This window comes from Sphaerisporangium sp. NPDC049457 (genome assembly GCF_055586705.1).
The window spans coordinates 70,214-82,573 of record NZ_JBVJHR010000030.1; the positions used below are offsets into that span (position 1 = coordinate 70,214).

The following is a 12,360-nucleotide window of genomic DNA, read 5'->3' on the forward strand; positions in this document are numbered from 1 at the left end:
CTCAGGACTCCTCGCGGCCCGGCGGCAGGGCCCCCTCCTGGACGTGCTTGACCAGCAGGCGCAGGGCGTCCTCCGAGGGCGTGCCCGGCGCGGTCGTGTAGAGGAACATCCGCAGATCGGGTTCTCCCGGCAGCGACACCGCGTGGTAGGTGAGCGTTATCTGCCCGACGATGGGGTTGTTGTACCGCTTGTGGCCCATGACGCGGTCGTGCACCCTGTGGTCGGCCCACAGACGGCGGAAGTCGGCGCTGCCTTCCCGCAGGTCGCCGAGCAGCCGGACCAGCCGGGGGTCGTCCTGACGGCGGCCGACCTCGAACTGGAGCAGGGCCGTGATGTCGGAGGCCACGGCCTCCCAGTCGGCGTACAGTTCGCGGGCGCGCGGGTTCAGGAAGACGAACCGCGCCATGTTGCGGTCCCGGGGCGGCAGCGTGTAGAAGTCGAAGACCAACGCCAGGAACAGCGCGTTGGCGGCGAGGAAGTCCGCGTTCCTGCCCACCACGAAGGCCGGGATGCCCCCGGTCTCCAGGCTGTCCAGCAGCTGGTAGGTCTCAGCCGGGAGCCGCTGGGGCGTCCGCGCCGTGGCGCGGGCCGGGTTGGCCAGGTCGTACAGGTGGTCGCGCTCTGTGTCGTCCAGCCGCAGGGCGTGGGCGAGGGCGTCGAGCACCGCAGGCGAGGCGTTCCTGCTCCGTCCCTGCTCCAGGCGGGTGTAGTAGTCGACGCTGACCCCGGCCATGCGGGCGATCTCCTCCCGCCGCAGGCCCGGGACCCGGCGGCGGCCCGGGCCGGCGTCCATCCCGGCCTCGTCGGGGCGCAGCCGGGCTCTGCGCGCTCGCAGGAACTCCCCCAGTTCCATGATGCGATCCATATGTCCAGTATGTCCGGCTAGTTGCCCGCCGCTCGGGTGGTCCCCCTCTAGCCTGGTACTGGCGGTCCCAGTCTGAAGAGTGCCTGTTCAGACCCCCTTTTCGCGCCTTCGAGGTGCTTTTCTGGAAGAGCAGCGGAAGCATGGCGGTATTTCGGCGCCGGGCGTCGCATCCCGGCAGGCCGGAAAGGGGGGCAGCATGATCGATCCGATCCTCAAGGCGACACTCGCACGGCTCGACCGGGCGAGCCGGCAGGCCGAACAGGCCAGGCACCGGGCGGACCAGGCCGACAGGCAGGCCCACCACGCCAGGGAACAGGCCGAACAGGCCATGCGGCGGGCCGCGGCGATCCTCGCCGAGCAGCGCCGCTTCGCCGCCGACGCCGCGCACGAGCTTCGTACCTCCGTCGCCGGGTTGCGCGCGGAGCTGGAGGAGGCGCGGATGCATCCGGACCAGACCGAGCTGGACGATCTGCTGGAGCGGACGCTCAACGGCGTGGGCCGGCTGCAGGCCGCCATCGGCGACCTGCTGCTGCTCGCCCGCCCCGACGACGAGGAGCCCGCCGGCCGCGAGCCGGTCGACCTGACCGGGCTCGCCGCCGAGACCGTCGCCGCGGAGGCCGTCGGTGTGCTCTCCTCGCCGGCCCCGGGGATCACCGTGGACGCCGTCCGGTCCGAGCTGGGCAGGGCCCTGGCCATCCTGCTGGGCGAGGCCCGCCGCCGGGAGAGCGGCGCGGTACGCGTGGCGGTGCGCCGCGACGGCGACATCGCCGAGGTGGCGGTGTCGGGCGGCGACGGGGCCGCGGGCGCGGGCCGCGAGCGGATGGAGCGCTTCACGCGGCTGGACACCTTCACCTGGGGCGACCACGGCGGCCTGGGCCTGGCGATCGCCAGGGGCATCGCCCACGCCCACCACGGCACGCTGTGGACGTATCTGCGGCCCTGCGGCGCCAGGAGCTTCGTGCTGCGCCTTCCCCTCGCCTCCTCCGACGACGCGGAGGCGGAGGACCCGGGGCGATACGCGGGCGCCGCGCGGCCCGTCCGCGCCGCCTGACGGCACCCGCGGCCACCCGCCCGGCTCGCACGGGAGCCGGGTCCTTCCGCGGGATGAGGAGGATATCCGTCCTCAGCAGGGTGGCGGGCAGCGAAGACGTCCTAAATTGAGAGGGTGCGCACGACCCCCGGCAGCCCGCGAGCCTGGCTGAGAGCCCATCCCCTGATCGGCGACTCGGCCCTCGCTCTGGTCCTCGCCGGACTGTCGATCACGATGGTCGTGCTCGCCGGCGCCGGCGACCCGTCGGCCGGGCATGCGTACAGGAGGCCTCCCGACGCCTTCAGCCTCGCCCTGATCGTGCTGAGCTGCGTGCCGGTGGCGCCGCGCAGGCGCTGGCCGTTCGTGCTGCTCTGCCTCGCCGAGGTTCCGCAGATCGTCCTGGCCGCCCTGCACTACGACGGCGGGCTCACCGGGGTGGGCTCGCTCGTCCTGCTCTACACCGTGGCCGCCTACCGGGGGCTGGCGCTCAGCCTGGTGGCCGCCGTCGTCGCCTCGTTCTCCTACGTGGTGTCCATGCTGCTCGGCGACGACGCCGGCGGGTGGATGCAGCAGACGTTCATCGTGGTCGTGGCGCTGACCGTGTGGGTCGTGGGCCGCTCGATCCGGCTGCGCCGGGCCTACCTCGCCGAACTCGTCGACCGCGCCGAGCGGCTGGAGCGGGCACGGGAGGCCGACACCCGCGCCGCGCGGGCCGAGGAGCGCTCGCGCATCGCCCGTGAGCTGCACGACGTGGTGGCCCACCACGTGAGCGTGATGACCGTCCAGGCCGCCGCGGCCCGCAAGGTGCTGGACACCCGTCCGGAGGCCGCCAAGGACGCCCTGGTGGCCATCGAGGAGCTGGGCAGGACCGCCATGCGTGAGATGCGGGGCATCGTCGGCGTGCTGCGCACCGACGGCGAGACCGGGGAGCTGGCGCCGCAGCCGGGCATGGGCGACCTGCCGGGGCTGGTCGACCAGATGCGCGAGGCCGGGCTGCGGGCGCAGCTGTGGGTCGAGGGCGAGCGGCGGGCGCTCCCGCCGGGCATCGACCTGGCCGCCTACCGCCTGATCCAGGAGGCGCTCACCAACAGCCTGCGGCACGCGGGGCCCGCCGCGCGGGCGTGGGTGACCGTCCGCCACGATCCGGGCGAGCTGCTGGTGCAGGTGGAGGACGACGGGACGGGCGCGGGCAACGGGCACCCGCGCGGTCCGGACCATCGCCCCGGGCACGGCTTGGTGGGCATACGCGAGCGTGTCGCGCTCTATGGTGGAATCCTGCGAATCGGCCCGCGCCAGGGGGGCGGGTTCGAGGTACGGGCCCGTTTCCCCCTCAAGGACTCACACACATGACAATCAGGGTGCTGCTGGTCGACGACCAACCGCTTCTGCGCACCGGCTTCCGGCTGATCCTCGAGGCCGAGCCCGACATCACGGTGGTCGGCGAGGCGGGGAACGGATCCACGGCGCAGGACCAGTCACGGGCGCTGCTGCCGGACGTGGTCCTCATGGACATCCGCATGCCGGGGGTGGACGGCATCGACGCCACCCGGCGCATCGTGCGCGACGCCGCTCCCGGCGCCCACGTGCCCCGCGTCCTGGTGCTGACGACGTTCGACCTGGACGAGTACATCGTCGAGGCCCTGCGCGCCGGCGCGAGCGGGTTCCTGCTGAAGGACGTGCCGCCCGACGAGCTGGTGCAGGCGATCAGGGTGGTCGCCGCCGGGGACGCCATCGTCGCGCCGAGCGTGACCCGGCGGCTGCTGGACAAGTTCGCCACCCGCCTGCCGTCGGCCCACCAGCAGGCCACCCCGGCGCGCGTCCACCGGCTGACCGAGCGCGAGCTGGAGGTGCTGCGCCTGATCGCCAGGGGCATGTCCAACGCCGAGATCGCCGCCGAGCTGGTGGTCAGCGAGACCACCGTCAAGACCCACGTGGGCAACGTGCTGACCAAGCTGGCGCTGCGCGACCGGGTGCAGGCGGTGGTGCTCGCCTACGAGACCGGCCTGATCACCCCGGGCGCCATCCCCTAGCCGTGCCCATGGCCCGACGCCGGCTCAAGGGCGCCCGAGCACCGCGCGAGCGGAGCGAGCGCCATGAACGTGCTCGGGCGCGCCGGTGTCCTGACGAGGAGAGAGCGAGTGCGAGGAACGAGCGCTCGTGAACGACGAGGAAGGACGCCGGCTCAAAGGCGCCCGAGCACCGCGCGAGCGGAGCGAGCGCCAAGAACACAGTCAGGCGGTGACGGCGGGCTCGGCGCTCTGCTGCGGGGCGTCGGCCGGCTGGTTCTCCGGGAAGTGGCAGGCGACCTGGTGGCCGGGCGCCAGCAGGGCGAGCGGCGGCTCCACGGTCTTGCAGATCTCCTGGGCCTTCCAGCAGCGGGTGTGGAAGCGGCAGGCGGGCGGCGGGTTGATCGGGCTCGGCACGTCGCCCTGCAGGCGGATGCGCTCGCGCCCGGCGCGCCGCTTGACGTCCGGCACCGGCACGGCCGACAGCAGCGCCGTGGTGTAGGGGTGCATGGGCGTCTCGTACAGGCCCTTGCGGTCGGCGATCTCGACGATCTTGCCGAGGTACATGACCGCGACCCGGTCGCTGATGTGCCGGACCACCGACAGGTCGTGGGCGATCACGACGTAGGTGAGGTCCAGCTCGTTCTGCAGGTCCTCCAGCAGGTTGACCACCTGGGCCTGGATGGACACGTCCAGGGCGGACACCGGCTCGTCGGCGATGATGAGCTTGGGCTTGAGTGCCAGCGTCCTGGCGATGCCGATGCGCTGGCGCTGTCCGCCGGAGAACTCGTGCGGGTAGCGGTTGTAGTGCTCGGGGTTGAGCCCCACCAGCTCCAGGATGTCTTGGACGGCCTTCTTGGTGCCGTGCTCGGTCTTGACGCCCTGGATGCGGAACGGCGCGCCCACGATCGCGCCGACGGTGTGGCGCGGGTTGAGCGAGCTGTAGGGATCCTGGAAGATCATCTGCATGTCGCGGCGGAGCGGCCTCAGCGCGCCCTGCGACATGTGGGTGATGTCCTTGCCCTCGAAGACGATCTTCCCATCGGTGGGTTCGATCAGCCGGGTGAGCAGCCGGCCGGTCGTGGTCTTCCCGCAGCCGGACTCGCCCACCAGGCCGAGCGTCTCGCCCTTGCGCACGTCGAACGTCAGGCCGTCCACGGCCTGGACCGCGCCGACCTGGCGCTTGATCAGGCCCTTGGTGATCGGGAAGTGCTTCTGCAGCCCCTCGACGGACAGCAGGGGCTCGGGCGTCTCGCTCACACCGACTCCAGGTTGGGCTTGATCTCGTTCTCCCAGATGGCGCGCCGCGCTTCGGATGACATGTGGCAGCGCACCAGATGACCGCCCTCGGTCTCCAGGAGTTCGGGCACCACGGTCTTCGCCTTGCCGTCCGTGCGGTCCTCGAAGGTGCAGCGCGGGTGGAAGGCGCAGCCCGCCGGGACGTTGATCAGGGACGGCGGCGTGCCCTTGATCGGCATGAGGCGCTCGGTGCGCTCGCGGTCGAGTCTCGGCATCGAGCCGAGCAGGCCCCAGGTGTAGGGGTGCTCGGGCCGCTCGAAGATGTCCTCCGCCGGGCCGTACTCGATGCACTTGCCGCCGTACATGACAAGGATGTCGTCGGACAGCTCGGCGACCACGCCCAGGTCGTGGGTGATGATGATCAGCGCGGAGTTGAACTCCTGCTGCAGGTCGCGCATCAGGTCGAGGATCTGCGCCTGCACGGTGACGTCCAGGGCGGTCGTCGGCTCGTCGGCGATGAGCAGCTCGGGGTCGCACGACAGCGCCATGGCGATCATGGCGCGCTGGCGCATGCCGCCGGAGAACTCGTGCGGGTAGCTGTCGACGCGCCGGTCAGGCTGCGGGATGCCCACCCGGCCGAGCATGTCGATCGCGTGCTTGCGCGCCACCGCCTTGGTCACCCGGTTGTGGATGCGGTAGGCCTCGATGATCTGCGCGCCCACGGTGTAGTAGGGGTGCATGGCCGACAGCGGATCCTGAAAGATCATCGCCATCTTCTTGCCGCGCAGCGCCCGGACGTGCTCGGGGGTGGCGGAGACCAGCTCGTCCCCGTCCAGCCACACCTCGCCGGAGATCTTGGCGGAGCCGCCCTTGTGCAGGCCGAGGATGCCGAGGCTGGTGACGCTCTTGCCCGAACCGGACTCGCCCACGATGCCGAGCGTCTTGCCGCGCTCGAGCTTGAACGACAGCCCGTCGACCGACTTGACCAGGCCGTCGTCGGTCGGGAAGTGGACGCGGAAGTCGTTCAGTTCGAGAAAACTCATGCGAGCCTCACTCTCGGGTCGATCACCGCGTAGAGCAGGTCGACCGCCAGGTTCGCCAGGACGACGAAGAAGGCGGCGACCAGCACCACGCCCATGACCTTCGGCAGGTCCTGGTTGGTGATCGCGTCGATGGCGTACTTGCCGATGCCGGGAAGCGAGAAGGTGCTCTCGGTGAGCACCGCGCCGCCCATCAGCAGGCCGAGGTCGAGGCCGAAGATGGTCAGGATGGGGGTGAGCGCCCCGCGCAGGCCGTGCTTGAAGACCACGACGCGTTCGCTGAGCCCCTTGGCCCTGGCCGTGCGGATGTAGTCCTCGTTCATCGTCTCAAGCATGCCTGATCGCGTGAGCCGCGCGTACCCGGCCGCGTACAGGAAGGCCAGCGTGATCCACGGCAGGATCAGGCTGTAGGCCCACTGGACGGGGTTGACGGAGAACGAGGTGAAGCTGCCGCCGGGAGCGGTGATGGCGAGCGGCCGGCCGTAGCTGAAGAGCACGAGGGACACGATGCCGGTGAAGAAGATGGGCAGCGACACCCCGGCCAGCGCGACGCCCATGGCCGCCCGGTCGAAGACGCTGCCGCGCCTCAGCGCCGACAACACGCCGGTGGCCACGCCGGCGATGAGCCAGAGGACCGCCGCGCCGAGGGCCAGTGAGATGGTGACCGGCAACCGGAGGAGCAGGTCGGGCCACACCGGCTGATCCGTGATGAACGAGTAGCCGAGGCACGGCGCGGGGCAGTGCTCCACGCCGGGACCGTAGTTGTACTCGGCGCCGGCGACGATGCCCTTGGCGAACCGGCCGTACTGCACGATCAGCGGGTCGTTGAAGCCGAGACGCTCCGCCGCGATCTTCACCTGCTCGGCGGTGGCGGTGCGGCCGACGTACCGCGTCGCGAGGCTCTCCGAGGTGGCGCCCGCCAGGCGTGGCACCAGGAAGAAGATGGCGAATGTGATCATGCTCACGATGGCGAGCATGACGACACCCCAGATCAGGCGCCGGATGATGTATGTGACCACAGTCCCCCCGGCTCCGGGGGCCGGCCGCTCGGCCGGCCCCCTGCCGCGTTCACGTGTCTATCGGATCTTTCGGAAAGGGTGCGGGCTCTACTGCAGGCCCATGTTCAGGTAGTCGTACATGCCGAACGCCTCGCTGTAGTAGACGTTCGTCAGGCCCTTGCCGCGGATCAGCAGGCTCTTGGCCCAGATGCCCGGAAGGATGAACGCGTTGTCCATGACCTTCTGGTCGATCTGGCCCCAGATCTCCTCGCGCTTGGCGACGTCGGTCTCCAGCGTCGCCTGGTCGAGCATCTTGTCGACCTCGGGGTCCCGGACGCTGATGTTGGAGGAGCCGCCGGTCTCGCGGATGACGCGGCTGTCGACGATCTGCTGGAGGAAGCCGTAGCCGTCGGGCCAGTCGGCACCCCAGCCGTTGACGGCCAGGCCGAGCTTGTTCTCCTTGGCGTAACCGGGCTTGCCCGCGTACAGGGCGAAGTAGTCGGCCTGCGGGAACGGCTTCAGCGTGAGCTTGATGCCGGCCTTGGCCAGGGACTGCTGCAGCGCCTCGGCGGCGGCCTTCTCCTTCGGGCGCTCGGCCCGGTAGGAGATGTTGGTCTCGAAGCCGTTGGGCTGGCCGCAGGCGGTCAGGTGCTCCTTGGCCTTGGCCACGTCACCGTGGTTGTCGGCGCCGCCCGGGTAGGGGTTGATGTCCTTGTGACCGGGGATGCCGGGGGGCAGCAGGCTGGTGGCGATCTGCCCGCCGGAGAACTCGCCTCCGTAGGCGGTCTGGTAGGCGACCTTGTCCGCGGCGTACTCGATGGCCTTGCGGCAGTCGAGGTTGTCCAGCGGCTTCACGTTGCCGTTGATCGACGTGTACCACAGACGGGTGATCGTCGGGTTGTCGGTGCCGGCCTTGAGGTTCGGGTCGGTCAGCACGCGGCCGAGGGTGGCCGGCTGCGCGCCGGTGCCGGCGAGGTCGACGTGCAGGTCGCCCGACAGCAGGCGGTTGTCGATGTCGTCGGCGTTGACGTTCGTGGTGACCTCGTAGCCGTCGGGCAGCGCCTTGCGGTTCGGGTCGGTGGCCGGGTCCCAGTTCTCGTTGCGGACCAGGTTGAAGCCCTTGCCGATCTCGTTCTTGTCGAACTTGTACGGCCCGGAGGAGATCACGTGCTCCTGGTACTTGGCGCCGGTGTCCTTGGCCTTGGGGACCGGGATCGTCGCCGGGAGCTGCGCGAAGTAGTCGAAGCCGCTGTAGGGCTGCTTCAGGTGGAAGACGATCGTCTGGTCGTCGGGCGTCTCGATCGCGCTGTCGGTGTTGGCGTCCTTGGACTTGTAGGCGCCCTTGTAGCCCTTGGGCCAGTTCAAGGTGTCGTTGAAGTAGGTGTACCCGTCGGGGAACACCTCCTTGTCGAACGACCGCTCGACGGCGTACTTGACGTCCTTGGAGGTGATCGGCGTGCCGTCCTCGAACTTCACGCCCTGCTTGAGCTTGTAGGTCCAGGTCTTGGCGTCGTCGCTCGGGACGCCCAGGCTCTCGGCGAGGTCGGGGATGAGCTCGGCGCTCTCCTTGCCGGGGGCCGGCTTGAACATCACCAGCGAGCGGCCGTAGAGCCGGATGAAGTCCCAGGAGTAGCCGTAGTAGGTGTCGCCCGGGTCGAGAGAGTCCCAGTCGCCCGCGTTGGCCATCTTGATGATGCCGCCCTTCTTGTCAGAAGGGTTGAACACCTGCGTGAGGGCGGCGTTGAACTCCGCCTTCGCGCCACCACCGGCCGGCGCCGCGTCCGACTGGCCCGGCGACGTCGCCGTGCCGCCGCCACCACAGGCGGACAGCCCCAGGGCGAGAACCGCACCCAGGGCGGTCACCCCCAGTGTGGTTTTTCTCTTCATCTACAAAACCCCTTGTTGTCGGGAGCCAGGGAACTTGCGGGGGAATCGGGTCAGGCTCAGCGGGCCCTCGGGTCGAGGGCGTCGCGGAGACCGTCACCGAACAGGTTGAAGGCGAGCACCGTGATGAAGATCGCCATACCGGGGAAGAACATGAAGTGCGGGATCGTGTAGAACCGCACGGCGTCCGACAGCATGCCTCCCCAGGTGGGGGTGGGCGGGCGGACGCCCACGCCGAGGAACGACAGCGCCGCCTCGAACAGGATGTTGGTCGGGATCAGCAGCGTGGCGTAGATCAGGATCGGCGCGATCAGGTTCGGCAGCATCTCGCGGAAGATGATGTACGGTCCCCGGGCGCCGAGGCTGCGGGCCGCGTCCACGAACTCCCGCTCGCGCAGCGACAGCGTCTGGCCGCGCATGATGCGGCCGATGTAGGGCCAGTTGAAGAAGCCGATGATGAAGACGAGCAGCGAGACGCGCAGCGCGTCGCCCGAGAGGCCGAACGCCGAGTCGGGCACGATGCCCGCCAGCGCGATGGCGAAGACCAGCAGCGGGAAGGCGAGGAAGACGTCCATCGCCTTGCTGATCAGCGAGTCGACCCAGCCGCCGAAGTAGCCGGCGACGACGCCGAGGGTGGTGCCGATCACGACCGACAGCAGCGTGGCCAGGAAGGCGATGAGCAGCGAGATGCGGGCTCCGTAGATCACGCGGCTGAACAGGTCGCGGCCGTTGACCGGCTCGACGCCGAACAGGTGGTCCCAGCTGATGCCGGTGCCGTCCTTGGGCGCGAGCGTCTCGGAGCTGATGAGGTCCTGGTTGAACTCGTTCGGGGGATGCCCGAGCCAGCCGACGATCAAGGGAGCGAAGATCGCGACGAGGATCAGGAAGATCACCACACCGGCCCCGGCGAGCGCGACCTTGTCGCGCTTCAGGCGCGTCCACGCGATCTGGCCGAGCGATCGGCCCTCGATCACCTTGCTCTGCGCCCCGTCGAGCACGGCTTCCGGCATGGCCTGAAGCTCCGCGCCGGAGACGTCGAGCGGTGAGGTCATAGTTGTAGGCCCCCTGGATCCCAGACGACTGTGGCAGTCCGGTGCGCCGCCCGCCGCCGGGTGGCCACAGGCTTCGCCCATCTTTCTGGCAGGCCGCAGGTGTGCGGCCCCCGGACGCAGAATCTACGTGCTGAGCTGCACTGACCAGTACCTCAGCACGCTATGTGGCTCAACTGTGATTCACGCGAAATTCATTCGTGTTGATCTTGAGGCGAATGTCCGCGAGGTATGCGGGTTATGTCCCGGAACTGTGACACTGCGCCGGAAGCCGCGCGGACACAGGGGCTTCGGGACCGCAGAGCCTCCCGCGAGAGCGGCGCGAGACCGCAAATCCTGCCCGATCACCACCGCCAGATGATCTTATCGCGCCCCCTCGAACCCCCACGTGAAGATCCCGCCCCCCACCCCGTCGTTACCCGAACGTTACCTTTCGGCCCTCCCCCAGCCCCCCCGAACCCCACCCCGCCCCAGGCGGTTCTTCTCCCGGCGTGACGCCGCCATCGATCGGCGCCGCGTCGGCGGGGTGTGGTGCGGCGAAGACGGCGCCGTCGTACGGCGGGCGGCCCAGCGGGCGTCCGTCGGTAACGCGTTAGCTGATGCCCCGGCGCTTGAGGATCTCTTCGATGTCGGACAGGTCGTCGTCGGCGGCCGGGGCCGTGGACTTGCCCGGCAGCGGCCGGCGGAGCGGCTGGGTGGGTCCGGTGGCGGCCGCGGGGGCGGCTCCGGCCGTTGCCGGGCGTCCGGCAGGACGCCCGCTCGCGGGCGCCGGGGCGCCGCGGCGGCGCCTGCGAAGGACGCCGGAGACCAGGAACAACAGCGCCGACAGCGCAGCGACGACCACTCCGGACCAGACCAGCGGCGAGAAGACCAGGCCGGCCACGAAGCCGACGACGGCCGTGCCGGCCTTCCACAGGGCCGGCAGCGCGCCGGTGAGGTAGGCGGCGATCGGGATCAGGGACCAGGCGGCGCCCCGCAGGCCGGCGGCCGCGCCGCGCCTGCGCAGGGCCAGGAAGCTCAACAGCAGCCCCGCCGCGGTCACTCCAGCACACAATGGCAGCCAGGCGATCTGGTCAAACGACATAACGGCTCGCCCCCTTGTCACGGCTCACCATTCCATCCTGGCACGTGCTCGGGCGCCGGCCTCTCATCCTTACGGATGGCCTCTCCCCCGCCCACGAAGGATGGTTCTCTCCGTACCCAGGGATGGCCGCTTTCGCGTCCAGGAGGGATGGTCCTCGTCCGCGCGCGGGGAGGACGGTGCTGCTCCTGCCCTCGGGGATGCCCGCCGCCTCGGGGATCAGGAGTCGGCGAGGTGGTGCAGGGTGGTCAGGTCGACCTGTTTGAGGGACTCCACGACCAGGCGGCGGGGCGCGGGCGGGATGGGGAGCACGCTGGGAACGGCGACGACGGCGCATCCCGCCGCCGTGGCCGACGCGACGCCGGCCGGGGAGTCCTCCAGGGCGACGCACCTGGCGGGGGCGACGCCAAGGGCGGCGGCGGCGATGAGATAGGGCTGCGGGTCGGGTTTGCAGCGCTCCACGTCGTCGCCGGTGACCACCACGTCGAACCCGCCCTCCCCCGGGAGGCCGGCCAGCACGGCGTCGGCCATCGGGCGGGTGGAGGAGGTGACCAGGCCGGTGGGCAGGCCCGCGGCGCGGACCTCTGCCAGCAGTTCGAGAGCCCCGGGCAGCGGCTCGAAGCCGTCGGCGAGCAGGCCGAGCATGGCGTCGAGCATCCACGCCGCGACCTCGCCGGGGTCACGGCCGGAGTCGCTCTTGGCGAGCATGTAGGCCACGGTCGCCGACATGGAACCGCCGACCAGGTTCTCCTGGTCGGCGGCCGTCCAGCCCGCGCCGAGACGTCGCATCACCGATCGCTCGGCCTCGAACCAGAGCTTCTCGGTGTCGACGAGCGTCCCGTCCATGTCGAAGAAGACCGCGTCCACTGCTCACTTACCCCCGTGCCGGTGCCCATGGCGTGCTTCGAACGACCGTACCGGAGGCTTTCGCGGACCCTGAGGGGCGGTCAGACGTTGAAGTATTTGGCTTCGGGATGGTGAACGATCAGCGCGGAGGTGGACTGCTCGGGATGCAACTGGAACTCCTCCGACAACTCCACCCCGATCCGCGAGGGATCCAGCAACTCGAACAACTGCCGCTGGTCCTCCAGGTTCGGACACGCCGGATACCCGAACGAGTACCGGCAACCGGCGATGTTGACCTTCAACATGTCCGCCAGCGACTCAT

The 12,360-nt window shown here is 70.1% G+C and carries 12 protein-coding genes; 3 read left to right on the forward strand and 9 right to left on the reverse strand.

Annotated features, from left to right (window positions below; all coding sequences use genetic code 11):
- Position 1: 1 nt before the first annotated feature.
- Positions 2-865, reverse strand: coding sequence for a helix-turn-helix transcriptional regulator (locus ACZ6QO_RS35590; protein ID WP_465857537.1), 864 nt, complete (start codon positions 863-865; stop codon positions 2-4).
- A 196-nt stretch (positions 866-1,061) separates the two neighbouring features.
- Here ACZ6QO_RS35590 and ACZ6QO_RS35595 point away from each other — a divergent pair, with 196 nt between their 5' ends.
- The 3 genes from ACZ6QO_RS35595 (at position 1,062) to ACZ6QO_RS35605 (ending at position 3,925) form a co-directional block, all read left to right on the forward strand.
- The gene (locus tag ACZ6QO_RS35595; protein ID WP_465857539.1) at positions 1,062-1,916 is read left to right on the forward strand and encodes a sensor histidine kinase; all 855 of its coding nucleotides are present in this window, start codon (positions 1,062-1,064) and stop codon (positions 1,914-1,916) included.
- 114 nt (positions 1,917-2,030) lie between these two features.
- Positions 2,031-3,245 (forward strand): sensor histidine kinase, encoded by a 1,215-nt coding sequence (locus ACZ6QO_RS35600; protein ID WP_465857541.1) that lies wholly within the window; start codon positions 2,031-2,033, stop codon positions 3,243-3,245.
- Positions 3,242-3,925, forward strand: a complete 684-nt coding sequence (locus ACZ6QO_RS35605) for a response regulator (RefSeq protein ID WP_380828104.1) — start codon at positions 3,242-3,244, stop codon at positions 3,923-3,925. Before ACZ6QO_RS35600 ends, ACZ6QO_RS35605 begins: the two co-directional genes overlap by 4 nt.
- A 201-nt stretch (positions 3,926-4,126) precedes the next feature.
- On the opposite strand, the gene ACZ6QO_RS35610 is transcribed toward ACZ6QO_RS35605, so the two are convergent.
- The 8 genes from ACZ6QO_RS35610 to ACZ6QO_RS35645 all read right to left on the reverse strand — a co-directional run.
- Positions 4,127-5,161, reverse strand: coding sequence for an ABC transporter ATP-binding protein (locus ACZ6QO_RS35610; RefSeq protein WP_465857543.1), 1,035 nt, complete (start codon positions 5,159-5,161; stop codon positions 4,127-4,129).
- A complete protein-coding gene (locus ACZ6QO_RS35615) occupies positions 5,158-6,183 on the reverse strand; it encodes an ABC transporter ATP-binding protein (RefSeq protein ID WP_465857545.1) in 1,026 nt (341 codons plus the stop codon). The genes ACZ6QO_RS35610 and ACZ6QO_RS35615 overlap by 4 nt, the downstream gene beginning before the upstream one ends.
- Positions 6,180-7,199 carry an ABC transporter permease gene (locus ACZ6QO_RS35620; protein ID WP_465857547.1) on the reverse strand — a complete coding sequence of 340 codons (1,020 nt, stop codon included), beginning with the start codon at positions 7,197-7,199 and terminating at the stop codon, positions 6,180-6,182. Before ACZ6QO_RS35620 ends, ACZ6QO_RS35615 begins: the two co-directional genes overlap by 4 nt.
- Before the next feature lie 87 nt (positions 7,200-7,286).
- Positions 7,287-9,065 (reverse strand): ABC transporter substrate-binding protein, encoded by a 1,779-nt coding sequence (locus tag ACZ6QO_RS35625; RefSeq protein ID WP_465857549.1) that lies wholly within the window; start codon positions 9,063-9,065, stop codon positions 7,287-7,289.
- A 56-nt stretch (positions 9,066-9,121) separates the two neighbouring features.
- Positions 9,122-10,114 carry an ABC transporter permease gene (locus ACZ6QO_RS35630; protein WP_465857550.1) on the reverse strand — a complete coding sequence of 331 codons (993 nt, stop codon included), beginning with the start codon at positions 10,112-10,114 and terminating at the stop codon, positions 9,122-9,124.
- 589 nt (positions 10,115-10,703) lie between these two features.
- Positions 10,704-11,195: a cellulose synthase gene (locus ACZ6QO_RS35635; RefSeq protein ID WP_465857551.1), complete on the reverse strand. Its 492-nt coding sequence runs from the start codon at positions 11,193-11,195 to the stop codon at positions 10,704-10,706.
- A gap of 216 nt (positions 11,196-11,411) precedes the next feature.
- The gene (locus ACZ6QO_RS35640; RefSeq protein WP_465857553.1) at positions 11,412-12,059 is read right to left on the reverse strand and encodes an HAD family hydrolase; all 648 of its coding nucleotides are present in this window, start codon (positions 12,057-12,059) and stop codon (positions 11,412-11,414) included.
- 80 nt (positions 12,060-12,139) lie between these two features.
- Positions 12,140-12,360: vitamin B12 dependent-methionine synthase activation domain-containing protein (locus ACZ6QO_RS35645; protein ID WP_465857555.1), on the reverse strand; the 221-nt coding region annotated here is incomplete at its 5' end.